The sequence below is a fragment of the Peribacillus sp. NPDC097224 genome (assembly GCF_044761985.1).
Lineage (GTDB): Bacteria > Bacillota > Bacilli > Bacillales > DSM-1321 > Peribacillus.
Window position 1 is genome coordinate 269257 of the sequence record NZ_JBIWDK010000001.1, and the last position, 24360, is coordinate 293616.

The following is a 24360-nucleotide window of genomic DNA, read 5'->3' on the forward strand; positions in this document are numbered from 1 at the left end:
ATGCAGGTTCACTGCATCCTCTTATTAGTTTACTGATTATTTCTTTTTTCTTTTTCGATTTGCCACCAAACATGTCCATCTTCTGCTAAAAGCTCATCGGATGCTTTTGGTCCTGTCGAACCCGCTTCATAATTGGGGAAAGAGGCTTCTTTCGTATTTTCCCAGGCATTCGAAATGGTATCGACAAATTTCCAAGAAAGTGCGACCTCATCCCAATGTGTAAAGTTTGTGGCATCTCCACGCATGCTATCAAATAAAAGCTTTTCGTAAGCTTCAGGTGAATTGATATGTTCGATTCCTTTGTTGGAAACCGTCAACTTCACTGGCTTCGTATTCATCGTCGTTCCCGATTTCTTCACATTTAAGTAAAGGGAAATACCCTCTTCAGGTTGGATATGGATGACAAGAAGGTTTGGTTGCAAGGTTTCTTCGGTTTTGTAATAGAGATTCATTGGAATGTCTTTAAATTGAACAACGATCTTCGTTGATTTTACATCCATTCTTTTACCAGTACGGATATAAAAAGGAACACCCGCCCAGCGGAAGTTATCAATCATCAATTTACCCGCAACATAGGTTTCTGTATTAGATTCAGGATCGACATTCAATTCATCACGATAAGCAGGGAGTGTTTGTTCCCCTACCGTACCTGAGCCATATTGACCACGGACGAAATATTCTTTGACTTCGTCCACTTTCATTTGTCGGAGTGACCGTAATGCTCGGACCTTTTCGCTGCGGACTTCTTCTGTAGTCAAGGCAATCGGAGGTTCCATGGCAAGCAGGGCGACCATTTGCAATAAATGGTTTTGGACCATGTCCCGTAAGGCGCCACTCGTTTCATAATAACGCCCACGTTCCTCGACACCAAGTGTTTCACTTGAAGTAACTTGGATGTTGGAAATATAACGGTTATTCCATAGTGGTTCGAATAAGGCATTGGAAAAACGGATGACTTCAATGTTTTGTACCATTTCTTTGCCCAGGTAATGGTCGATTCGATAAATTTCATCTTCAGCAAATGCGGTACGTATTTGCTCATTCAAGATTTGTGCTGTTTCAAAACTGTGCCCAAATGGCTTTTCGATGACAAGGCGTTTGTAACCCTTGGTATCGGTCAAGCCTTGGGCTTTTACCTGTTCGGCAATGGTTCCGAAAAACTCCGGTGCCATCGCTAAATAAAAGATACGATTGCCTTCCAGATCATACTGGTCGTCTAAATTATCAGCAACCTGCTTTAATTGTAAATAGGACTCTGAACTAGTTACATCATGTGAATGATAGTGGAAATGGGAAACGAATTCATCGACCTTTTCCTCCGCATGTCCAAATGTCAGGATGGAGTCTTTTACACTTGCTTGAAACTCAGTATTGGTTAATGGCCTTCTGGCGACACCCACCACTGCGAATTTATTGATTTTTTCCTTTTGGAATAGTCGATATATCGAAGGAAACAGCTTTCGTTTCGCTAAATCTCCGGTAGCGCCAAAAATCATGATTAATGCTGTAGGTTTATTTTCTGTCATGTTAGAACCTCAACTTTCTGTAATTTCTGTCTTAAAGTTGGATATGTACTAATTCTTAATTTTACGGTTAGCTTTCCCTCAAAGCAATCTATTTGCGCATTTTTTCGTAATTTCATTAAAATCTTCAAAGAGACTGAATTTTAAAAGTTGAAAAATGAATCAGGGCCTCTGTTATGCTATAGTAAGGTATAAAGTTTTTGCAACGGAGGTAGGAATGTGGATTTTGTTTTTTTAGGAACGGGTGCTGGTGTTCCGGCAAAGGCGCGTAATGTGACGGCAATCGCCCTTCAATTATTAGAAGAACGGGGAAAAGTATGGCTTTTTGATTGCGGGGAAGCGACACAGCATCAAATTTTAAAAACGGCGGTTAAACCACGTAAAATTGAAAAGATTTTCATAACGCATTTGCATGGTGACCACATCTTTGGTCTTCCTGGTCTTTTAAGCAGCAGGTCTTTTCAGGGTGGAGTCGAAAAATTGACGGTGTACGGCCCAAAAGGCATTGATGCTTATATCACGACGAGTTTACAAGTGAGTGCCACTCATTTGAAATATCCATTGGAAATCATTGAAATTGAGGAAGGCGTCATATTCGAAGATGACCAGTTTACCGTGACGGCCCTGGAACTTGATCATGGCATTTATAGTGTCGGTTACCGAATCGTGGAAAAAGATCGGCAGGGGAGTTTACTGGTTGACCAGTTGCGTAAACAAGGAGTGCCACCGGGTCCCCTTTATAAAGCATTGAAAAATGGGGAATCGGTCCGTCTTGAAGATGGCCGGACCATTAATGGGAAAGACTATCTTAGTGCACCACAGAAGGGCAGAATTATTACGATACTTGGTGATACTAGGGTTTGCGACAATGCCCTCGTCCTTGCCGACTCAGCTGATTATCTCATCCATGAAGCAACCTTTTCTGCGGAAGAAACGGAATTGGCAACGGCCTATTTCCATTCAACTACTATACAAGCGGCTGAAACTGCCAAAAAAGCGGGGGTTAAGCACCTTGTTTTAACACATATCTCCTCACGCTATACTCTTGAGGATGCAGAACGGTTAAAAGAGGAAAGCAGTGCAATCCTTTCGAATACAACCATGGCAGAAGATTTATTGTCGATTAAAATCCCTTTATATGTACAAGAATAGGGAAATCATTACGATTATTTGGTATAATAGTTCAATTGCTTATTGGATATAAGGAGGGTGAAAAAATGACTGAACAAAATAATTTACATAACAAGGCGATGGATTTTCTTTTGAAAACAAGTCGTACTTTTTTTATCCCTATTAGTTACTTGCCATCAGGATTACAGGAAGCCATTGGTTCGGCATATCTTTGCATGCGGGCCATTGATGAAATTGAAGACCACCCGAATCTAGGTGCCGAAGATAAAATCGCCCTATTGCAGGCTGTTAGCAGCCTATTGAAAACCGATTATCGTAAAGAGGACATCCAGGCTGTTTTTGAACCATATAAGGATGTGCTTCCGGAAGTGACCTTGCAACTTGGAGATTGGATGGATTATTGTCCTCCAGGTGTGCTTGGTAAGGTCCTTGAGTCTACCAAGGAAATGGCTGAAGGCATGGCGAAGTGGGTTTCGAAGAATTGGCAAATACATGATAAGGAAGAGCTTGATGAGTATACCTATTATGTCGCTGGTTTAGTTGGGGTGATGCTCTCTGATATTTGGAAATGGTATGATGGAACAGATACGGATCGCAATCTTGCCATTGCATTTGGACAGGGCCTTCAAACGGTCAACATCCTACGGAACCGTGAAGAAGATGCAGAACGCGGCGTGAATTTTTATCCGAATGGATGGGGCTTCAAAGAGATGCTGAGCCATACAGAATATAATCTTGAATTGGCGGATAGGTACATTGAAGACATCGAGACAAAGGATATTGTCCATTTCTGTAAAATTCCTTTGGAATTGGCTAAAGCTACTTTGAAGGCGTTAAAAGAAGGAAAAGAAAAAATCGATCGGTCAACGGTTACCACTATCGTAAACCAGGTCGTCGATAATTAAGAAGAGCAAGCTACTGTATAAAGTTTATACAACTTTATACAGTAGCTTTTTTATTACTTCATAAGAGTAATCGTAAAATTCTAAAAATTTTAAAAAATACATTGGAATAGTGGCAGTAAACGATTATAATTTAGTACATAAAAGCGGAAAAGTTGACTTCGTTAGAGAGACAGAATTTTAAAAAAAGAGAAAAGCGGAGGAACATTATGAAAAAGAGATTATATTCAACGGCAGCCTTGACCTTGATTACTGGAATTTTACTTGCAGGGTGTGGAAATGAAAACGAGAAAGACTCGGCAAAAAACGAAAGTGATAAGGATGCTTTCAAAGTCGGAGTGACACAAATCGTTCAGCATGATTCTTTGGATCAAGCATATGAAGGGTTTCAGGCTGCTTTGAAGGATAGTGACATTAAAGCAAAATATGATCTCCAAATTGCTCAGGGCGATCAAAACAACAGCCAGACGATAGCGAATAACTTTGTCGGGGATAAAGTGGATTTGATTTTTGCTAACTCGACGCCAAGCGCTTTAAGTTCATTGAATGCGACTAAAGATATTCCAATCGTCTTCACTTCTGTAACTGATCCAGTAGCTGCGGAACTTGTTACGTCCATGGAGAAACCAGGTGGAAATGTGACAGGTACGACCGATTCTCATCCGGATGCCATCAAAAATTCCATGAAGTTCCTGGCAGAAGAGCTTGGAGCGAAAACAATAGGGACGGTTTACAATACGGGCGAACAAAATTCAGTCGTTCAAATTAAAAATGTGAAAGCGGAGGCAAAAAAAGCGGGCTTGAAAGTCGTGGAAGCATCCGTCTCGACTTCAGCCGAAGTTAAGCAGGCAACGGAATCGTTGATTGGAAAAGCGGATGCTTTCTATATCATTACGGATAATACAGTAGTTTCAGCGTTAGAATCGGTGATTTCGGTAGCGAATGACCAGGATATCCCCTTATTTGTCGGGGAACTTGATTCCGTGAATGCAGGCGGTTTCGCAGCATATGGCTTCAGTTACTATGATATTGGCTACGAAGCAGGCCAGAAAGCGGTAGAAATATTAAAAGATGATAAAAAACCGGGTGATATCGCGGTTCAATATCCTCAAAAATTAAAATTGGTGATTAATGAAACAGCTGCAAAGGAAATGGGTGTTGAAATAAAAGAAGAATGGAAAGCAAATGCTGAGTTTGTTAAATAAGCTTTTGCGTTATTCCAGGGAAGGAAGATAAAAATGCCAACAGCCATATTTAACTCTTTTGAATCTGGAATGATCTATGCGATCATGGCACTTGGAGTCTATTTGACATTCAGAATTCTCGATTTCCCGGACATGACGGTCGAAGGTAGCTTCGTGACAGGAGCTTCTGTCGCCGCTATTATGATCGTCAATGGTTTCTCGCCGATTATGGCCACGTTTTGCGCCATGCTTGCCGGATTTGTGGCAGGGACGATGACAGGGCTGCTGCATACAAAAGGGAAGATAAATCCGCTTCTTGCCGGTATTTTAATGATGATTGCGCTCTTTTCCATTAACTTAAGGATCATGGGGGCTTCGAACATTCCCTTGCTTTCTCAAACGACGATTATCACGAACATCTCAGAAGCATGGTCTCATACTGGTTTGGATCAAATGTTTAATGGGATTTTTTCAATCATTGGCCTTGGTGAAAGTTTGCCAAAAACATGGGGCATTCTCATTGTCATGTTTATTGTAGTAGTAATGATTCAACTGGGGATGTCCGCCTTTTTAAAAACGGATGTAGGCCTTGCGCTTCGGGCAACTGGTGACAATGAAGCGATGGTCAAGAGTTTTTCGGCTCATACAGGGAATATGAAGATATTAGGCCTTGCCATCGGGAATGCCCTAGTTGCTTTCTCTGGTGCTTTAGTTGCCCAGTACAATGGTTTTAGCGATATTGGGATGGGAATCGGGATCATCGTAATCGGTCTGGCCTCCGTCATCATCGGGGAAGCGTTATTTGGCGCAAAAACGATTGTACGCGCCACGCTAGCTGTCATTGGGGGAGCCATCATATATCGTATCGTCGTTACATTGGCGCTACGTGTAAAATTCCTTGATACGGGTGATGTGAAATTAATCACTGCGCTTATTGTAATCGGTGCCTTAGTCATCCCGCAAATTTCCGAAAAACAAAAAGAAAAAGGTCGTAAGAAAAAAAGACTCAAAGAATTGCAACTGCACCGTATCGAGCCTACAAAGGGGGAAGAGGAATTTGCTGCAGCTAAATCAGATTTATAAGGTCTTCAATGAAGGGACTCCGGATGAAAAGCTTGCCCTTGGCAATCTGGATTTACAGCTGTCAAAGGGTGAATTTGTAACGGTCATTGGCAGTAATGGTGCTGGGAAGTCCACGTTGATGAATATGATTTCCGGTAAGACCCTTCCCGATGCTGGTGATGTCATCATTGATGGCCAAAATGTATCATCGATTGAAGAACATAAGCGGGCGAAAATGATTGGGCGGGTTTTCCAGGACCCCATGCTCGGAACGGCCCCGCACATGACCATTGAAGAAAATATGGCCATCGCGTATGGCAGGACGAATCGAAGGGGTCTTGGCTTTGGGGTAACGAAAAGACGGAAAGAGCTTTTTAACGATAGCCTGAGTACACTCCATTTAGGATTGGAAAATCGGATGAATGCAAAAGTGGGGTTATTATCGGGAGGGGAGCGTCAGGCATTATCGTTATTGATGGCGACCTTCACCGATCCGAAAATCCTGCTTCTCGATGAACATACAGCTGCTCTCGATCCATCCAGGGCAGAGCTTGTTACAAGCCTGACGAAGGAAATTGTTGAAAAGAACCGGTTAACTACATTGATGGTGACTCACAATATGCAGCAGGCCATCGATCTTGGTGATTCTTTAATCATGATGGATAAAGGCCAAATCATTTTCGAGGCAAGAGGCCCGAGAAAACAGGCACTGACTGTTGATAAGCTCTTGAATGAATTCCAGCGTATCAAGGGTGAAAAAATGCTAAATGACCGTGCGGTGTTGATATAAAGTGAAAGAGGCCTAGCGCTCAAGGTGAATGACCTTGGACCGAGGCCTCTTTTTTCGGCGGAATCGGAAGGGTTTACTATCGAGTGACTGAGTCTCGCCTTACGGAAGGCCAAGAGAACGGGTTGACTGCAGAGGACAGTGGACGTTCGGAGAGAATTCAAGGTCCTCCTGCTTAATCGCTATCAGCTGTGCTCCAAGGAGAATTGTCATCTTTTTTGGTTCCAAAAAAGTTTCTCATGAAGGACTTTTTCTTTGTTTTTTTAGCGGCGGCAGCTTCTTCGGTAGCGAGATAAAAATCTGCTGGTGGAATGGTGGCCGCTTCTAATGCTTCAATACGGGCTTCAAGTTTAGTGACGAGCTTATGCATGTCTTCCATTTCACTTCTATGCTGTAATAGTTGATAGGAAACAACATCATCCGCTTTTGTTTTCAGACTTTTTTCGAGCCTGGAGACTCTTTCGTTTAGGTGATCTTGTCCTTTTTCCGACTCAATAGGTTGTTTAACAGTGGCCTTTCTGGTCTTCTTTTCTGAAATGCTCACCTTTTGTAAGACCACTCCCTCGTTCAGCTGGTCTTGGATTTTCCTCAATAAGTCAATATCTTCCTCCGAAAACTGGTAATGACCTAGCTGATTCCGTTCTACTTCCATGTTCAATTGGGTAACCCAGCGTTGAATGGTACTATGAGAAACGTTCAATAACTTGGCAACTGCACTTGTATTCATCTAGATTCCCCTCCTTTTGGTTGTAGAATTCTAGATAAAAGAAGCGATTCCTTTGCCGTTGACAAAACAAGTACTGATTCGCCAAAGATAGTGGATTTCCTACCTGTTTTTGCTGCCATGTCGATTTTATTTACCGGTACCGTCGTATTTCCAGTGGGTGTTCTTCCCGACGTAATTCAATCATTTCGGAGGGAAAAACATATTTGCCAAGTAAGCTGGATAAGCGGGAAGGGGATTTTAGAAATATTCGATTTGAAATATGGGTTAATCTTGAAGGATGGATGACAGCTTCTCTTCATTATCTTAGTCATGGCCATTTAGACACAATAGGCTGTTAACTCCCAGTTGGGAATCAACAGCCTGTTTACTTGTTGTTATTGGGGAACTACATATTTAGCCAGCTCTTTACTGATTTGATTTCCCATCCGCTTGGATTGTTCGGTGGCTTCTTGAACACAGGAGATAAATGCTTCTTGTACATGATGGGCTTGAAGTGCTTTCAGGCCAGCTTCCGTTGTCCCTCCCGGTGAAGTGACTTCTTTTCGCAGTACCGCTGGTGTTTTTGGCGATTTCTGCAGCATCTCAGCTGCACCGGTTAAAGTCTGAAGGATTAATTGCTTTGCTGTTACGGCATCAAGGCCAATGGATTCCGCGGATCTTTCCAGAGCCTCGACCAAATAATAAATATAAGCGGGACCGCTTCCGGATAAGCCCGTTACGGCATCAAGCTGTGTTTCTTCGACAATGGCAACTGAGCCCACCGTTTCGAAAAGTGTGATGGCCGTCTGCAATTGCGATTCAGTTGTATGTGCATTGGCCGATAGGGCAGTGGCTGACTTTCCAACGGCTGCCGATGTATTAGGCATAGCCCTTACGATGGCGACCGGTTTGGCTGCAATCCCTTCAAGGCTTGCCGTATGGACCCCTGCCACAACGGAAATGAACAGCATATCTTCCCGGATGTATTCCTTTATGGATTGCATCGTGGTTAAAATATCTTTTGGCTTTACTGCAAGTACTACTATGTTTGCATTCTCTAGTAGTTGCGGAAGAGACCGTGTTGGGGTAATCCCATATTGTTCTGTTAGATAAGTGAATCGTTCATCATTTTTTTTGTTGGTCACAAAAATGTCAGCCGGGTTTATTACTTGCTGAGTGACCAAACCGGAAATGATTGCTTCGGCCATTGATCCAGCCCCGATAAAAGCTATTTTTTTCATTTCACTCACTCCTTTAATGCATACTAGTAACGGTCAGTTTTCCCAAATAAAATAAAAAAGACCCCTCATCCAATAAAGGACGAAAGGTCTGGCTTCCGTGGTACCACCTTTGTTCAACTCCTACAAAATAAAAAGGAAGTTGCACTTGAATCCGCTAACGTGGGATGAACGTCAGTTTTACTGAAGGCTCATAAGGTAGGTTCAATAATAGAGAGGACGGTGAAGCTTTTCAGCACATTTAAGAACTTCACTCTCTTTACGCCATCCATTATTTACTTGGCCTCAATCATAGCCGTGCCGTCTTTAATTACTTGTGATTATGAAGGATGCATGAGTACTCTGTCAATAGTAATATATGCTGAGCCTTAAAATATAGTCGTTAATTATGTGAAAATAATGACAATGTTCAGGATTATATGTAAAATAGTGATTACATACACAGTTTTCTAATAAAATAAGGAAATACCAAATTTTACGGATATATAAGCTTATTTAAATATAATATTAAGGTGGAAATAGACATGGTGAATTGGAATGGGGATATCGCAAAGCTTTCTCTGCCGACGCCGTTTGCAGTGGGCGATGTAAATGTTTACATAGTTAAAGGAGATGCCTTAACTTTAATTGATACGGGGGTTAAAACCGTACAATCAAAAGAGGCACTGAATGCTGGACTTGGGGAATTAGGGCTGCAACTATCTGATATTGAACAAATAATCTTGACGCATCATCATCCAGACCATGCTGGTGCACTCGATTTCTTCGATAAGAAAGTCCCGGTGTATGGTCATAAAAACAATCAGCGGTGGCTGACTCTAAGCGATGAGTTCCTTGACACCCATAATTCTTTCTTTCTAGACTTTGCAGGGAAATTGGGCGTGGCTGAAGAATTGAAACATAGATTGACCCATGACAAAGAAGAAATCCAATTCCTTAGTAAAAGGAACATGCAAGCACATTTGGCTGAGGGTGACGAACTTCCGGGCCTTCCAGGATGGCGAGTGATCGAGACTCCTGGTCATGCGCAAAGCCATGTTTCCTTTTATCGGGAGAGTGACGGCTTAATGATTGCAGGAGACCACTTACTTGCAAGAATTTCGCCTAATCCATTAATGGAGCCACCCTTGATTGTGGGTGGCGTTCGTCAACGGCCATTGCTTCAATACAATGCCTCCCTTCAAAAACTATTAGACTTTCCGATTTCTAAGGTTTATTCAGGACATGGGGGAGAAATTGATGGAGAGAAAGTGTCCGATTTGATTCGATATAGATTTGAGCGACAGCATAATCGGGCCATGCAGGTGAAAAGCATGCTCCAAGAAAAACCTTTAACGGGATTTGAAGTGTGTCAGCGTCTCTTCCCAAAAGTTTATCGTCAGGAAGTCGACTTGACACTCTCGGAAACGGTCGGTCAGTTGGATTATCTGGAGGATTTGGGTGAAATCGAATTGGAAATGCAATCGGGTGTCATTTTATATTCAAGTGCGACGACAGTTTCTAAGGGGATAATCTATTGAGTAAATTAAGCGGGAAAGTCATTGTCATTACCGGGGCTTCGGGAGGAATTGGAAAGGAAATTGCGATTCAATCTGCCCGACTTGGGGCAAGACTCGTTCTTTTGGCAAGGAGCCTGGATAAATTGCAGACTCTGAAGGAGAGCCTGACCAGCCAATACGGGGTCGATGTTTTTGTATGGAAGTTGGATGTTTCCGATACAGAACAAGTGGAAAGGGTCTTCGTTGACATCCACGACCAGGTCGGCACCGTGGATGTGTTGGTCAATAATGCCGGGCACGGTACGTTTAAAGAAGTCCTTGATACGGATTTAGAAGAGAGTAAAGGGATGTTTGCTGTCAATGTAATCGGCTTGATGGCCTGTACGAAGTTTGTGCTTCCACATATGAAGCGCAAACAAGCGGGCCACATCATTAATATTGCGTCACAGGCAGGGAAAATTGCAACACCTAAGTCCACACTTTATTCAGCCACTAAATTCGCGGTGCTTGGTTATTCGAATGCTCTCCGGCTTGAATTGATGGAAGACAACATTCATGTGACCACCGTTAATCCTGGGCCAATCGAAACCAACTTTTTTACTATAGCGGATGAATCCGGGACATATATGAAGGGCATTAAGAAATTCATGCTTAAGCCTGAGGATGTAGCAGCCAAAATCGTTGCTGCCATGCTAACTAATAAACGGGAAGTCAATCTGCCCGCCTGGATGAATATGGTGAGTAAGTTTTATACCTTGTTTCCAAGAATCACTGAGACCGTTGGGAAAAAAGCATTTTTTAAAAAATAGATACTTCTAAATATAAGTGAAGATTACTATTTTAATAAGAAATTAAGGGAGTGTCATCTGACATTCCCTTTTTTTGAATTTATTTGGATTATCTTTCCATCTTATGTAACCATTTCATTGGTGAATTCGTCTGTTTTATAGGAGGGATTTTGTATGAAGCTCGTTATGGGAAAGTCTTTTATCTTTTTATTCCTTTTTTTCATTCTGGGAAGCTGTCAATCCTTCTCTGAAGAGCAACCCCATAAGTCCATTGGCAAGGGAGAAGAAGGATTCATTACAGATTTAGATGATAAGCGGATTCTGATAAAAGGGACGTATTACAAGGTGAAAAATCATACGTATATACAAGATGAACATGGGGCAAAGCTCAGTTATTCAGACTTGGCAATCGGGATGAAAGTTAAACCATGGTACGGTGGAGAGGTCGAAGAATCATTTCCTTCGAAAGCGGATGCAGAATTGATACGGATTTTAAAGGATGAAGAGAGTCTAGAAGAGCAAAAGGCCGTAACTGCTGCACTTGAGCATGTGACTAAAGCTCCTAGTCAGCGTTTCATGGTTCTTGAAATCATTCATTTCCCTTCCGAGCATGTATACAATATTGAAATGATGAATCGCTCCAACTTGGACGCATCATTTACTGTGACCGTAGACGATTCTACTGAAGAAATCTTATATCTAAAATAATAAGGGGGCAGAATCAAATAGATTCTGCCCTGCTTTGTTTTAACCTCATGTTTTTTTTATAAAGTTTTTGCACCCAGGTATTTTGGCGCCCAATAGGAGTTATTCATATCGGTGATGGTAATTCCTTTAGAAGAGGAAGCATGAATGAACTGATTGTTTCCAATGTAGATTCCAGCATGGGAAACACCCGTCTTTCCAGAAGAAGTATCAAAGAATACAAGATCGCCTTTTGATGGCGTTGATACTTTCAATCCGGTATTCCCGTAAAGCTGGGATGTTGTCCGTGGTAGGGTAATTCCTTGTGATTTTTGGAATACATAATAGATGAACCCCGAACAGTCAAATCCTGCTGGTGTCGTGCCAGCCCATTTGTATGGCGAGCCTATCAATGTTTTTGCATAATTAATCATGCTTGTATTATTGACATTATAAACACCGAGCGCATTGAAGGTATTTCTTCCTGCAATCCCATCGGCAGTCAATCCTTTAGCTTTTTGAAAGTTTTTTACGGCAGTTGTTGAATAGGTTCCGTAGTAAGTAGTCGATGAACCAGTATATGTGAAATAACCTTTAGTTTTTAATAGGGTCTGTAGTTGTTTGACATCACTATGTGTCATTCCGGGTCTGAGGGTTTGATCTCCAATATTTGCAAACGCCTGAAGTGGCGTCAGCATTAATGCAGAAGCAACAGCAGCTGAGGCAATCCATTTCTTCATGTATCTCATTTCCTCTCTCTATCTCTCTATTTTTCTTTAACAATATTATCCTACAATACCATTGTGACAATCAAACCAGTTTTTGATTACATTTTCATTACAAAAAATAAGTAGTAATACTTAGTGAAAATCAGCGAAATCGTTTTTCTTAAATAGTAAAAGGGTTAAAAGACTCGGTTCCCCTTTTAGGCAAGATACCAACTAATTATATTTATAAAAACTAGTTGGATATAATGGATTACTTTTAAATTAAAGGGTATTTATGGGTATTTAAAAAGTTCCCATAAATAGGTGGAAATTTGTCATGAAACTTCCATTGAATGCGAACGTTTATTCGTTTAGAATGAGGGATATAATATAAACACGAACATATATTCTGTATAGGGTGAAGAAAAAATGGATTATAGCATGATGCCGAAACAATCAATTATGTGTATTGATATGAAAAGTTTTTATGCTAGCTGCTCAGCGGTCATGCATGGATTGGACCCGCTCGAATGTTATTTGGCAGTGGTGGGTGATAAGAATAGGGAGGGGAGCATTGTGCTTGCGGCTTCTCCAAAGCTAAAGAAGGAATTCGGTATAAAAACCGGTTCCCGGAAGTTTGAGATACCGAAAGATCGACGCATTCTAGTCGTTGAACCCAAAATGGCCACTTATTTGAGAGTTTCGACGGAGATTACGCGCTTGTTTCACCGCTATGTTCCAAAAGAAGCGATTCATGTATACAGTGTGGACGAAAGTTTTTTGAAAGTTGATGGAGCGGCTTCTTTATGGGGGGATGCCTGGAATATTGCCAGGAAAATAAAAGATGACATTGAAAGGGAATTACAGATTCCAAGTGCAATCGGGATTGGGCCGAACATGCTGATGGCGAAGCTTTCTCTTGATCTCGAGGCCAAACATACAGGAATAGCTGAGTGGACATATGAAGACGTACCAGCTAAGCTTTGGCCGATTTCTCCGCTTCGTGAAATGTGGGGGATAGGAAGGAGGGTGGAAAAGACCCTTCATGGCATGGGAATATTCACTGTCGGGCAACTTGCCAATTATGACCTTCAATTGCTTGAAGCGAAGTTCGGGATTATGGGCAATCAGCTTTATCATCATGCCTGGGGAATCGATTTGTCAGATCTCGGGGCGCCGATCATCGAGGGGCAGGTCAGCTTTGGTAAAAGTCAGATTTTACTCCGTGATTACAAGGAAGAACACGAGATCAAGCAGGTTATGGTAGAAATTTGTGAGGAAGTCGGAAGAAGGGCTCGTACCCATAGGAAGGCTGGACGGACGATCAGTCTGAGCATTGGTTATAGTAAGGATGAGTTTGGCGGTGGGTTTCATCGCTCCCGTTCGATTGAGGAACCGACAAATATCACAATGGAATTGTATAAAGTCTGTCTTGAACTTTTTTATGAAAACTATCATAAGCAAAAAACGGTTCGTAGCGTTTCGGTCACACTCTCGAATATTGTGGATGATAATGAGATGCAGCTGACTTTATTTGATGCTTCACGGTGGAAAAAGCGGGAATTGAGTTATACCGTTGACCGCATTCGACATAAATATGGTTCAAAATCACTGTTGCGCGCGGTTTCGTATACGAAAGCCGGGACGGCCGTTTATAGAAGCGGATTGCTTGGCGGGCATAAGGCTTGACAAAGTCGTCAGAGGAGGAAAAAGAATGATTCATGATCGGGGGCGTATCAAATGGACATCCATGATGCTACCGGAACATGTGAAGATGTTGCGGGATTGGGTGGCGGAGGATAGCCATGAAGCAAGACGCATTCTCGATGAACAGCAGTTTGAAGAAATGAATGCTGTGATGGGGGAAGCGATGGAAGAAGGTAGAGAGGTCATGATTGCCTATTATGACAGAACCCGATACCAGCTTTTAATCGGAAGCATTCATTATTATGATGAATGCTTGCAAAGACTTCATATTATTGACCATTTTCAGCAACCACATTATATTCAACTTTCCCATATAGCGGATGTAAGATTGATGGAATAAGAATGGTGGGATTATCCCCATGGATGCACAAGAGTGCGGGAAAAGGACAGGGGTCCTTTCATCGTTTATAATGGGGGAATGGAACGAATAGGGGGAAATGAGATGTACATTGAATGGACAGATAGAGCAGCCGAAAAACTTTCCGATAAAATACAGGGAAAAGAAGGACATTTACAGTTGAAATATGATACAGATGGCTGTGGTTGCGTAGTAAGTGGCGTGACAGCTCTTTGGCTCGTTGACGAGCTTGAGGAGGATAATCAAAAAGTGGAGACCAATGGAGTTCCCCTTTATGTCGAAAAATCTAAAATGATTTTTCTCGATGATATCATGACAATAGACTTTGTGGTCGAAGCAAACTGCTTTCAGCTAAAAAGCCCGAATCAAATCTTGAATCCAAGGATGAGTTACTTTAATAAACTCTAAAAAAAGCAAAGGGAGAATCCCGATAGTCGTGGGATTCTCCCTTTGTCTATTTCAATACAAGCTGTTCGAGAAATTGGTCGATCCGTTCCTCATATTCCTTGGGATTAGCATTATATGATTGTGCGTGAGCCCCGTTTTTTGCGAGGTAAAGTTGTTTTGGTCCTTTTTTTGCTTCATATAATTCAAGTGTCATGGAGGCGGGAATGAAAGTATCAGGTTCACTGTGAATGAACAGCACTGGTTTTTCGATAGTACTAATGAAATCTATCGGTGATACTTCGTTCGTCCAATATCCATCACGAAGTTTGATGAACATGCGCCCAAGTGGAAAGATGGACCAGGTTGGAAAAGGGATTTCCATGCCGATTTGATGTTGAATTTGCTTTTCAAAATTGGAAAATGGACAATCGGCAATATAAAAATCTGCTCCATCTTCAAGCATGCCCGCATATAGAAGAAGGGTCACAGCCCCCATGGATTCACCATGAATGCCGAAGAAAAGATCTGAACCTTTACGTTTTTTTAACTCGTCAATCACGGCTTTCAAGTCGAATTTTTCATAATGTCCATAGCTGCTTGTTTTCCCACCGGAGTCTCCATGACGACGGTGATCGTAGATGACCGCATTGAATCCACGCTTAAGGAAAATGTTCATGTACTTGATCGAGTTCGTTTTATTTTCTGTCACGCCGTGAGCAATAATGATCCACTTATTCGTAGGATGTGGTTCAATAAACATGCATTTCAAGGAATACCCAGATGGAGAAGGTACCCAGATTTCGCTTTTAGGCAGGGTATCAAAATCCTCTTGAATGAACCGTTTAGCCAAGACTTCACGATCTTTGATGAAATCATCTTCCTTCTTCTTCATGTACATGAGCCGATTAGAAAAATAAATACCGATGCCGACCATATACGTCAAGATGCCGGCAATTGCGAGACCCCATTTTTTCATGGTGAACCTCCTTGTTTTTAGTTTATTTTACCATGTTGAAAAATAAGAAAATACTGTTAAGAAATCGTCACGGGTAAAACCGGAGTCATGGTATAATAATGTATAATGTCAGGGGGTTTTAAGGATGAAAAAGAAACAGCCGCGCAATCAAAATCAAAGTAAAAAGCAAGAAAAAGAAGCATCGTCATCATTGAAACTTGGTGATATGCTCAATCAAGATATCATGTCGCAGCTTCGCCAAAAACAAAAAGAATTAAACGATGCGGAACAAGAGAAGAGAGCAGCAGAAGAAGAAAAGAAACGTCAAGAAAGAAAACAGCGTGAGAAAAATAAATCATTCGAAGAGCTGTTGGGTGAAAGTGATCTTAACTGGAAAAACTATAAATGATTTTAAAGAAATCGGGATGTTTATTATGACCCGACCAAAAAAACTATAAATGGAAAGCATCTTCGTTGGTACCCATGTACTTATAACGGGGATGTTTTTGTATGAAGAAAATGACATGGAACAAATTAAATTCCTTCGTAATTCTGTTTGGATGGCCGAATCGCTTTATTTTATAAAGCATAACGATTATATTAAAAGTAAGTTTGATAGGTACCCGCTTATCGAATGGACTACTATTAGTTGGTGATGAAATGGAAAAAAGAATAGAATCTGTACTGGAAAATCAACTATGCTTCCTTCTATATGCAAATTCGAGGGAAATGACCAAGAAGTATAAACCACTACTTACCAAACTTAACGTAACGTATCCTCAATATCTCGTTCTGCTTTTACTATGGGAGCAAGACACGCTTACAGTGAAGAAATTAGGGGAGTTACTTGCACTTGATTCAGGAACGCTCACTCCCATGTTGAAACGGATGGAGCAGAATGGGCTCATTGTTCGTGAACGGTCCACTAAAGATGAAAGGTCTGTCATGATTCAGCTGACTCGAAAGGGACTTGATTTAAGGGAAGAAGCCTGTTTCATTCCTGAACGCATTTCGGATATGTCCGGTGAAGATAAGCAAGTGGTTGAGGATTTGAAAGCGTCGCTGCTTCAACTATTAAAAACCTTGCAAGCACTTTGAAGGAATAGAAAAACGCCTGGGTTCACTTCAAACCCAAGCGTTTTTTTGTGAAATTGCTTTATTCTACTTCAATTTCAATAGCAACATCCACATTGCCGTTGATTGCTTTTGAATAAGGGCACATTTGGTGAGCTTTATGAACGAAAGTTTCAAATGAATTTTTATCGATTCCTGATCCCTTTACGACTAATGTTACAGCCAAGCTGTATTGATGCATATCACCCATCAATAAACTGACATTGGCTGTGACGTTTGAAGTAAATGTAGCACCTTCAATCTTTCCAACCGATTGTAAAGCACTATCAAAACAAGCCGCATATCCTGCTGCAAAAAGCTGTTCAGGATTTGAAGCTTCAGGCATCTGTTTAGCCCTTGGCGTTCCGGGCATTGCAATATCAACCGTAAAGTTTCCATCAGCTGAAATGGCCGTTCCTTCTCTTCCTCCATCAACTGTTACGGACGTCGTAAATAGTGTTTTTGTCATTGTTTATCTCCCCAATCTTTTCATTTAGATTGTGCACAATTGAATTGTATAATATCAATTGAGAAATAGCAACAGAAAAGATCTTAGAAAGAACTCACCCTACACTTTTGCAGCTGAGTTATTTAAAAGTGTAGGGTATGACTCCCGGAATAAAAAAAAGCTATCCAACCGTAGGTGTACGGAAAGGATAGCTTTACAGAGAAATGATTGCTAGTCTTTAAAGGGTGTTCAGGTTAGATTTATTCCCGGTGGTTTGCATATTTGCTTGCTTTGGTGAGTTGCTTCAACAGATCAAGTTCATCTTTTGAAAGAGAAGGGCTGTTGTAAGCCTGACAGTTTTCGCGAAGCTGTTGCACCGTGCTCGCCCCTGCTATGGCAGATGCAACGCTTTGGTTCGATAATACATATTGCAGAGCCACAGCATTCAGCTTCTTGCCGGAAATCTTCTCTTTTAATTGTGGAAGTAAGTCCTTGAGTGCTTGATAGCTATAGTCGAGGTAGCCGTCCTCACTAGCCTTGTTAAGCATTTTTTCACTTAGCAGCCCTTTGGCAAGAGGGCCCCGAGCAATGATGCTGACCTGCTTATCGTCCAAAAGTGGCATCCACTCCTCCGGACGGCGGTCCAGCAGGCTGTACTGCATCATCACGGAATCAATATTTGAATTCTCGACAAATGCCTTAATTACATTGGGCCGAATCGATGATATTCCATAGTACCGAATCAAACCTTCTTTTTTTAAGTCCTCGAAGGCTTCAATCGTTTCCTCCAAATTATCTTCAATCGTACCGCCATGCAGCTGATAGAGGTCAATATAGTCGGTGCCTAGTCTCTTTAGACTATCTTTTACGGCCGTCTTGATATAGTCACCAGATGGATCCCAGCTCCAGCCTTCTTTATTTTCCGTCCAGCGGTTTCCGACTTTCGTTGCTATGTACACTTGATCGCGAACTGGCTTTAGGCTTTCTCCCACAATTTCCTCGTTCACTCCAAAATCATATAAGTCAGCGGTGTCGAAGTAATTGATGCCTTCATGTAAAGCAGCCTTCACAATTTCGGCTGCCTTTTTTTGATCGGTTCCCAAAGACATGCATCCAAGTCCAATTTCGGATACAAGCAAATCCGAATTTCCTAATCTGCGTTTTTTCATGTTATCCTCTCCTTTATATCTTCATTGTAAAGGAGGAATCATTTTCACTCAAAGATTTCACTTGATCCTTTTTAAGGGGTGAGGTTCTTGTCGATGGATATCTGCAATCCAGTCATTGACATAAACATAGTCACTTTGTAGACTTTTGAGTTTTTGAACAATCTCCCAACTCTTTCCGGAGAAAACAATGCCATTTTCGAACACATGAATTTTCATCAAATCGCCCTCCATCTCTAGTATGGTAAAATGTATGAAGAATCATGCTGTAATTAGAACAGAGGAGTGGACAAGTTGAAAAAATTCGAAGAGAAAACATTATCAAGCAAAAAGATATTCACGGGTAAAGTAATCAATTTACAAGTGGATGATGTCGAGCTTCCTGATGGGAAAACGAGTAAACGAGAAATCATCAAGCATCCCGGGGCAGTCGCAATCATCGCTCTTACAGCTGAAGATAAGATCATCATGGTCGAACAGTACCGTAAAGCGTTGGAGAGAAGCCTGGTTGAAATTCCAGCAGGTAAGCTTGAAAAAGGGGAGGAACCCGTTCGGTCGGCAGAACGTGAACTTGAGGAAGAGACGGGCTATGAATGTGAAAGAATGGAGCATATCATCTCTTTTTATACGTCTCCAGGCTTTGCGGATGAGCTAGTCCATCTCTATTTGGCCCACAATTTGAAAAAGAAAAAAGATGCGGCACCATTGGATGAAGATGAGTTTGTCGAGGTGATCGAGCTGACATTGAAGGAAGCTCAAAACTATCTGGATGAAGGGAAGATCCAAGATGCCAAAACGGCCTACGCCGTACAATATTTGCAGTTGAAAAAGGCGTTGAATGAATAAATGAAAGAATACTATGCTGATTTCCATATTCATATCGGCAGGACGAGAAGTGGGAAGGCGGTTAAGATCACCGGAGCTAAAACGTTGACCTTCAGCAACATAATCGAAGTGGCAAGCGAACGAAAAGGGCTCGATATGATAGGGGTTATAGACTGCCATTCTCCTGAGGTTATTGAAGAGATAGAAGCTGGAATTCACAATGGGGAAATTACGGAAATGGAGGGTGGCGGACTTCATTATCGGAACCTCACCATCATCCCAGGGTCGGAAATTGAAATATATGACCACAATTGCCATGGACCGATTCATGTTCTTGCCTATTTTCCAAATATGGAAGTGATGAAGAGGTTTTCATCATGGATGAGTAATTATGTGAAAAATATTACGTTGAGTTCCCAGAGGATTTATTGTGACGGGCGAAAGTTGCAAGAAATAGTCAAATCCCTTGGAGGGCTGTTCATCCCTGCGCATGTTTTCACCCCCTTTAAAAGCTTGTACGGTAAAGGCGTAAAGGAAAGCCTGGCGGAAGTGTTCGATCCGAAGCTCATTGATGCCATCGAACTTGGTTTAAGCTCGGATACCTATTTGGTGGAGGACATAAAAGAATTGAAATCGTATACCTTCCTGACGAATTCGGATGCCCACTCCCTTGGAAAGATAGCCCGTGAATATCAAATGCTATTGCTTCAAGAACCGAGTTTTACAGAGTTGGAAAAAGCGCTTAAGGAAGAAGAAGGTCGTAAAGTGACAGCCAATTATGGATTGAATCCCTTATTGGGTAAATATCATCAAACCGTTTGTGGAAGTTGCCTTCATAAAATGGCCATAAATGCTGAGGCATGCAGTGAATGCGGAGGCAAGAAGATCATTAAGGGAGTTTCCACACGTATTGCCGAATTATCCGTTTCTGGAAAAGGGGAGGAAAAGAGGTCCCGTCCGCAGTATATTCATCAGGTTCCGCTTGATTTCATTCCGGGCCTTGGCCCGAAGTCCATGGACAGACTGTTGGGGGCCTTCGGAACAGAGATGAATATCCTTCATGAGGTGAGTCTCGAACAGCTTTCAGAGGTCGTTCCATTGAAATTAGCCCACTTTATAGATTCCGCAAGAAAAGGGATATTGGGTTTTGATGCAGGAGGAGGCGGCAAATATGGGAAAGTTAAGATGTGATAACACAGGATTTCCCGATATAAACTTTTCAAAAGGCATTTCTAGATGGAAGTGCCTTTTGTGCTTGTTATAGATATCACTTGGTAGCCATTAGTCTTTTTGTGAAATAGAAAAGGGATTCATTTAACACTTTGTATAATGACTAAAAAGCCAGGAAGTTACACAATAGGAATAGGAAATAAATCATAATAAGGAAGTGACACGAATATAGGCGCAACATGAAGGCGTAAACTCGCGACTGAAATTCCGAGTTTAATTATCTGAGTATTTTGTGAGTTTGTGGGTGACGGATTACATAAAGGAAATGCTTCACCCCTACATTATATAGTAAAATCTCGAACAATTAGGAGGAGTTATAATGACTGAAACAATAAAAGTAAAAGAATTATCTCATTTTATAGGCGGTCAAATGGTTGCAGGGCAAAACGGGAGATTTTCGGATGTATTCAATCCCTCAAGTGGAGAAGTCATTGCGAAAGTACCGTTAGCTTCGATTGAAGAAGTAAAGGGAGCCATTGATAAAGCCAAAGCTGCATTTCCCGCTTGGCGTGACATGTCCGTAGCAAGGCGTGCGGATATAGTGATCAAGTTTCGTAACTTGCTTACGGAACATACAGATGCCCTAATTGATCTGATTTGTACAGAGAGCGGTAAAACGGCAGAAGATGCAAAGGGCGAGATTACCCGTGGAATAGAATCTGTGGACCTTGCCATTGGAGCGCCCCATTTAGTGAAAGGGGAATATTCCGTCAACGTCGGTGGACAGATCAATGTCTATTCGGCGAAGTACCCACTTGGCGTCGTAGCAGCCATTTCTCCATTCAACTTCCCGATCATGGTGCCACTGGCCCAGACGAGCATGGCAATTGCTGTAGGCAATGCAGTCATTCTGAAAGCTTCGGAGCGAGTTCCAATGACAGCTTTATTCGTGAGTGAATTATGGAAGAAAGCAGGATTGCCGGACGGTATTTGGACCGTTATCAATGGTGATAAGGACGCTGTCAATGAATTATTGAGAAATCCAGAAGTGGAGGCAATCTCCTTCGTGGGCTCTACGCCGGTGGCTCAATATATTTATGAGACGGGAGCGAAACATGGTAAGCGTGTGACGGCTCTTGGTGGCGGGAAGAACAATATGGTTGTCATGCCTGATGCGGATTTAGAACAAGTGGCAAACTCTTTTATTGGAGCTGCATATGGAGCTGCATCCCAGCGTTGCATGGCCATTTCAACGCTCATGCCTGTTGGAGAAGAAACAGGGGATCGTTTAATAAAGATTTTAAAAGAAAAAATCGGCGCATTGAAAGTGGGCTCTTACACAGACCGGGAAGTTGACTTCGGACCTGTTATATCCCAACAATCAAAAGAGTCGGTAATTGCGGCGATTGACAAGAGCATTGAAGAAGGTGCAACGGTAGTGTGTGATGGACGGGAATTAGACATCGTGAAAGAATCCAGAGGTTTCTTTGTCGGCCCGACATTAATTGACCATGTAAAGCCAGGAATGGATATATATGAACAGGAAGTGTTCGGACCCGCCCGTAATGTTGTTCGGGTCGCTTCACTAGAAGAAGCGATTAAGCTGATCAACGAACATGAGTTAGGGAATGGTGTCACCATTTTCACCAATGATGGAGCGGCAGCTCGGAAATTCACAACGGAAATTGACGTTGGGATGGTAGGAGTTAATGTCCCGATTCCAATCCCTGTCGGCTACCATAATTTTGCTGGATTTAAAGGGTCTAGATTCGGTGAAGGTCATATGTTCGGACCAGACCAAGCCCGTTTCTTTACAAAAACAAAAACTGTCTCAGAACGATGGTTGACATCGTCCGCCAATACGGGGTCGACATTTGCCTTTCCAAGCAATAATGATTGAAGATTGAAATACAAAGAATCCCGGAAACTATTTTAGGGATTCTTTAAATCCTTTTAATAAAGCTTCATAGAAAGAGAGTTAATTGGAACGTAAAGTATGGAAAGCCAAAGAGGAGTTTTGCTTTTTAAAGCTAATGGAGAGAGTCCTGACAGGGAAAATTGATGCTGCCAGGGCTCTTTTTAGTTTATTGTTTTTGCATAAATGCAAGTGTCTCGTAATGTCTTGCCGTCGGCGCTTAAAGCATCATTATGTAAAATCCCTTCCAGGGTAAATCCAAGCTTTTCAGGAATCCGTTTGCTGGTAAGATTGTTGGGATCACAACGGATTTCAATTCTCTTGGCCCCATAATGATTAAAGGCGAATCTTGTTAACCTTTCTACCACTTCAGTTATATATCCTTTGTTCCTGTATTCCGTATCGATCCAATAACCGATTTCAAACTTGGGGATGTCCCAGTTAATTCGATGGAGGCCAGTGGAGCCTATGAATTGACCGTCTTCTTTCCTATAAATATGGAGTCTAATATCTTCTTTTAAGATAAAATCAGCATATGCTTTCAGGACATTCTTTTCTGAAGCTTCTATTGATGGTTCCTGCTGGGCAAATGGAAGCCATCTCTTCAACTCGTTTCGTGAACGAACTATGGCTTCATAAACGTCAAGTCCATCGCCCGGTAGGCAAGGTCTTAAATATAAGCGAGAAGTTTCAATTTTTTCTGGAAAATCCATTAGTATAGCTTTCATATTACCCCTCCAAACAACTTTATGGAAAATTAAAACACGTCTTTTGTGAAAAATGTTCTACGACTCTGTAAATTACGCTTGAATCCTTGTCATAAATAAAACAGAAAAAACATAGATTCTAGTAAGTGGAGTTGGGAGGATAGATAAAAGATGAAAAATAGATCTGCCATACAAAATGCTGTAAGGAAACATGTTAACGAACATTCCTCATTATACGTTTTTATCACTGTACTCTTTTTAATGGGTGTCATTTTTGGTGCTGTTCTCGTAAATAGTTTGAGCTTTACTCAAAAGGAAGATTTGTTCTACTATTTATCACAATTCTTCGGACAAGTTTCCAAAGGGGAATTTGCTTCTTCACACGATATGTTCAGTCAAAGTCTTATGCATAACCTTAAATATATTGGGGTCATCTGGATTCTTGGGGTTTCGGTTATCGGTTTGCCAGTGATATTAGTACTGTTATTTGTAAAAGGCATGGTTGTGGGATTTACGGTCGGATTTTTAGTCAATCAAATGGGGTGGAGTGGATTCCTATTATCATTTGTGGCAATCCTACCGCAAAATATATTCATTGTCCCGATCTTTATCGTGATCACGGTTCTGGCCGTATCGCTATCCATGAAGATGATCAGCCGCATTTTTCTTAAACAGGTTCGGGAGCCTTTAAAGCCGATTATTTCCCGCTATGTTTTTTCCTTGATCTTGGCTGGGGTATTTTTAATTGCAGCAGCTGCATTTGAAGCATATTTATCCCCTTCCTTAATGAAAAATGTCGTAAGCTTCTTGGGGTAATGAAGGGTAGCTACGCATTCATCATGATTTTTTTGCTATTAATAAGGAAATCTATTTTGACAGTTTTCCCTCATTTGATATAATGTATAAGATAGCGGCGCGGGAGGGAATATTGGTATGGAAATAGAAAATAGAATTGATAGAATAAAAAAGCAGTTGCACTCGTCCAGCTACAAATTAACGCCTCAGCGAGAAGCGACCGTCCGCGTTTTACTTGAGCACGAAGAGGATCATTTAAGCGCAGAAGACGTTTACCTCCTTGTCAAAGAAAAGTCGCCGGAAATTGGATTAGCAACGGTATACCGTACGCTAGAGTTGCTGACTGAATTGAAAATAGTAGATAAAATTAACTTTGGAGACGGAGTTTCCCGTTATGATTTAAGACAAGAAGGCGCAGCGCATTTCCATCATCATCTGGTTTGTGTGGAATGTGGAGCGGTAGATGAGATTCAACAAGACTTACTTGAAGACGTGGAAGCCATTGTCGAGCGTGACTGGAACTTCAAGATAAAAGACCATAGATTAACCTTTCATGGCATTTGTCATCGATGTCATGACAAAGTCGAAGATAAAGATGAATAA

27 protein-coding genes are annotated in these 24360 nt (G+C 41.6%); 18 read left to right on the top strand and 9 right to left on the bottom strand.

Annotated elements, in window-relative coordinates:
* Window positions 1-29: 29 nt before the first annotated feature.
* A complete protein-coding gene (gene zwf, locus ACIQXR_RS01380) occupies window positions 30-1526 on the bottom strand; it encodes a glucose-6-phosphate dehydrogenase (RefSeq protein WP_403079350.1) in 1497 nt (498 codons plus the stop codon).
* 216 nt (window positions 1527-1742) lie between these two features.
* Here zwf and rnz point away from each other — a divergent pair, with 216 nt between their 5' ends.
* The 5 genes from rnz (at window position 1743) to ACIQXR_RS01405 (ending at window position 6592) form a co-directional block, all read left to right on the top strand.
* The gene (gene rnz / locus ACIQXR_RS01385) at window positions 1743-2675 is read left to right on the top strand and encodes a ribonuclease Z (RefSeq protein WP_402869346.1); all 933 of its coding nucleotides are present in this window, start codon (window positions 1743-1745) and stop codon (window positions 2673-2675) included.
* Between the two features lie 65 nt (window positions 2676-2740).
* The gene (locus tag ACIQXR_RS01390; protein WP_402869344.1) at window positions 2741-3559 is read left to right on the top strand and encodes a squalene/phytoene synthase family protein; all 819 of its coding nucleotides are present in this window, start codon (window positions 2741-2743) and stop codon (window positions 3557-3559) included.
* A 206-nt stretch (window positions 3560-3765) separates the two neighbouring features.
* Window positions 3766-4761, top strand: coding sequence for an ABC transporter substrate-binding protein (locus ACIQXR_RS01395; RefSeq protein WP_402869342.1), 996 nt, complete (start codon window positions 3766-3768; stop codon window positions 4759-4761).
* A 33-nt stretch (window positions 4762-4794) separates the two neighbouring features.
* Window positions 4795-5823: an ABC transporter permease gene (locus tag ACIQXR_RS01400; RefSeq protein WP_402956603.1), complete on the top strand. Its 1029-nt coding sequence runs from the start codon at window positions 4795-4797 to the stop codon at window positions 5821-5823.
* Window positions 5798-6592 (top strand): ABC transporter ATP-binding protein, encoded by a 795-nt coding sequence (locus ACIQXR_RS01405; RefSeq protein ID WP_402869338.1) that lies wholly within the window; start codon window positions 5798-5800, stop codon window positions 6590-6592. The genes ACIQXR_RS01400 and ACIQXR_RS01405 overlap by 26 nt, the downstream gene beginning before the upstream one ends.
* A gap of 172 nt (window positions 6593-6764) precedes the next feature.
* Here the strand turns inward: ACIQXR_RS01405 and ACIQXR_RS01410 are convergent, their stop codons facing one another.
* Both ACIQXR_RS01410 and proC read right to left on the bottom strand, forming a co-directional pair.
* The gene (locus ACIQXR_RS01410) at window positions 6765-7316 is read right to left on the bottom strand and encodes a MerR family transcriptional regulator (RefSeq protein ID WP_402956605.1); all 552 of its coding nucleotides are present in this window, start codon (window positions 7314-7316) and stop codon (window positions 6765-6767) included.
* Between the two features lie 374 nt (window positions 7317-7690).
* Entirely contained in the window at window positions 7691-8536 is an 846-nt protein-coding gene (proC, locus tag ACIQXR_RS01415; RefSeq protein ID WP_402869335.1) for a pyrroline-5-carboxylate reductase, read from the bottom strand.
* A 521-nt stretch (window positions 8537-9057) separates the two neighbouring features.
* Here proC and ACIQXR_RS01420 point away from each other — a divergent pair.
* From ACIQXR_RS01420 to ACIQXR_RS01430, 3 genes are all read left to right on the top strand, one after another.
* On the top strand, window positions 9058-10053 hold the full coding sequence (locus tag ACIQXR_RS01420) for an MBL fold metallo-hydrolase (RefSeq protein ID WP_402869333.1): 996 nt from the start codon (window positions 9058-9060) through the stop codon (window positions 10051-10053).
* On the top strand, window positions 10050-10841 hold the full coding sequence (locus ACIQXR_RS01425) for an SDR family NAD(P)-dependent oxidoreductase (RefSeq protein ID WP_402869331.1): 792 nt from the start codon (window positions 10050-10052) through the stop codon (window positions 10839-10841). Before ACIQXR_RS01420 ends, ACIQXR_RS01425 begins: the two co-directional genes overlap by 4 nt.
* A gap of 153 nt (window positions 10842-10994) precedes the next feature.
* The gene (locus ACIQXR_RS01430) at window positions 10995-11528 is read left to right on the top strand and encodes a DUF3221 domain-containing protein (protein WP_402869330.1); all 534 of its coding nucleotides are present in this window, start codon (window positions 10995-10997) and stop codon (window positions 11526-11528) included.
* Window positions 11529-11584: 56 nt separating this feature from the next.
* On the opposite strand, the gene ACIQXR_RS01435 is transcribed toward ACIQXR_RS01430, so the two are convergent.
* Complete coding sequence (locus tag ACIQXR_RS01435) at window positions 11585-12244, bottom strand: NlpC/P60 family protein (protein ID WP_403079353.1); 660 nt, start codon at window positions 12242-12244, stop codon at window positions 11585-11587.
* Window positions 12245-12640: 396 nt separating this feature from the next.
* On the opposite strand from ACIQXR_RS01435, the gene ACIQXR_RS01440 reads away from it, so the two are divergent.
* From ACIQXR_RS01440 to ACIQXR_RS01450, 3 genes are all read left to right on the top strand, one after another.
* The gene (locus ACIQXR_RS01440) at window positions 12641-13900 is read left to right on the top strand and encodes a Y-family DNA polymerase (protein WP_403079355.1); all 1260 of its coding nucleotides are present in this window, start codon (window positions 12641-12643) and stop codon (window positions 13898-13900) included.
* A 25-nt stretch (window positions 13901-13925) separates the two neighbouring features.
* Entirely contained in the window at window positions 13926-14258 is a 333-nt protein-coding gene (locus ACIQXR_RS01445) for a YolD-like family protein (RefSeq protein WP_402956615.1), read from the top strand.
* A gap of 102 nt (window positions 14259-14360) precedes the next feature.
* Complete coding sequence (locus ACIQXR_RS01450) at window positions 14361-14684, top strand: iron-sulfur cluster biosynthesis family protein (protein ID WP_402956617.1); 324 nt, start codon at window positions 14361-14363, stop codon at window positions 14682-14684.
* 46 nt (window positions 14685-14730) lie between these two features.
* Here the strand turns inward: ACIQXR_RS01450 and ACIQXR_RS01455 are convergent, their stop codons facing one another.
* The gene (locus ACIQXR_RS01455) at window positions 14731-15639 is read right to left on the bottom strand and encodes an alpha/beta hydrolase (protein ID WP_402986135.1); all 909 of its coding nucleotides are present in this window, start codon (window positions 15637-15639) and stop codon (window positions 14731-14733) included.
* A 124-nt stretch (window positions 15640-15763) separates the two neighbouring features.
* Between ACIQXR_RS01455 and ACIQXR_RS01460 the strand changes: the two genes are divergently transcribed.
* Both ACIQXR_RS01460 and ACIQXR_RS01465 read left to right on the top strand, forming a co-directional pair.
* On the top strand, window positions 15764-16027 hold the full coding sequence (locus ACIQXR_RS01460; RefSeq protein WP_402869318.1) for a YqkE family protein: 264 nt from the start codon (window positions 15764-15766) through the stop codon (window positions 16025-16027).
* A gap of 251 nt (window positions 16028-16278) precedes the next feature.
* On the top strand, window positions 16279-16716 hold the full coding sequence (locus ACIQXR_RS01465) for a MarR family winged helix-turn-helix transcriptional regulator (protein ID WP_402869313.1): 438 nt from the start codon (window positions 16279-16281) through the stop codon (window positions 16714-16716).
* Between the two features lie 58 nt (window positions 16717-16774).
* Here ACIQXR_RS01465 and ACIQXR_RS01470 read toward each other — a convergent pair whose 3' ends face one another.
* From ACIQXR_RS01470 to mciZ, 3 genes are all read right to left on the bottom strand, one after another.
* Window positions 16775-17200 carry an Ohr family peroxiredoxin gene (locus tag ACIQXR_RS01470; RefSeq protein ID WP_402869311.1) on the bottom strand — a complete coding sequence of 142 codons (426 nt, stop codon included), beginning with the start codon at window positions 17198-17200 and terminating at the stop codon, window positions 16775-16777.
* A gap of 239 nt (window positions 17201-17439) precedes the next feature.
* Window positions 17440-18348, bottom strand: coding sequence for an aldo/keto reductase (locus tag ACIQXR_RS01475; protein WP_403079357.1), 909 nt, complete (start codon window positions 18346-18348; stop codon window positions 17440-17442).
* A 57-nt stretch (window positions 18349-18405) separates the two neighbouring features.
* On the bottom strand, window positions 18406-18564 hold the full coding sequence (mciZ, locus tag ACIQXR_RS01480) for a Z-ring formation inhibitor MciZ (RefSeq protein WP_402869307.1): 159 nt from the start codon (window positions 18562-18564) through the stop codon (window positions 18406-18408).
* Window positions 18565-18639: 75 nt separating this feature from the next.
* Between mciZ and ACIQXR_RS01485 the strand changes: the two genes are divergently transcribed.
* The 3 genes from ACIQXR_RS01485 (at window position 18640) to ACIQXR_RS01495 (ending at window position 22240) form a co-directional block, all read left to right on the top strand.
* Window positions 18640-19191: an NUDIX hydrolase gene (locus tag ACIQXR_RS01485; RefSeq protein WP_402869305.1), complete on the top strand. Its 552-nt coding sequence runs from the start codon at window positions 18640-18642 to the stop codon at window positions 19189-19191.
* Window positions 19192-20361, top strand: coding sequence for an endonuclease Q family protein (locus tag ACIQXR_RS01490; protein ID WP_403079359.1), 1170 nt, complete (start codon window positions 19192-19194; stop codon window positions 20359-20361).
* 358 nt (window positions 20362-20719) lie between these two features.
* The gene (locus ACIQXR_RS01495) at window positions 20720-22240 is read left to right on the top strand and encodes a CoA-acylating methylmalonate-semialdehyde dehydrogenase (RefSeq protein ID WP_402956623.1); all 1521 of its coding nucleotides are present in this window, start codon (window positions 20720-20722) and stop codon (window positions 22238-22240) included.
* Between the two features lie 179 nt (window positions 22241-22419).
* Here the strand turns inward: ACIQXR_RS01495 and ACIQXR_RS01500 are convergent, their stop codons facing one another.
* Complete coding sequence (locus tag ACIQXR_RS01500; RefSeq protein WP_402869299.1) at window positions 22420-22983, bottom strand: GNAT family N-acetyltransferase; 564 nt, start codon at window positions 22981-22983, stop codon at window positions 22420-22422.
* Window positions 22984-23133: 150 nt separating this feature from the next.
* On the opposite strand from ACIQXR_RS01500, the gene spoIIM reads away from it, so the two are divergent.
* Window positions 23134-23778 carry a stage II sporulation protein M gene (spoIIM, locus tag ACIQXR_RS01505; protein ID WP_402869297.1) on the top strand — a complete coding sequence of 215 codons (645 nt, stop codon included), beginning with the start codon at window positions 23134-23136 and terminating at the stop codon, window positions 23776-23778.
* Window positions 23779-23901: 123 nt separating this feature from the next.
* Window positions 23902-24360, top strand: coding sequence for a ferric iron uptake transcriptional regulator (gene fur, locus ACIQXR_RS01510; RefSeq protein ID WP_402869878.1), 459 nt, complete (start codon window positions 23902-23904; stop codon window positions 24358-24360).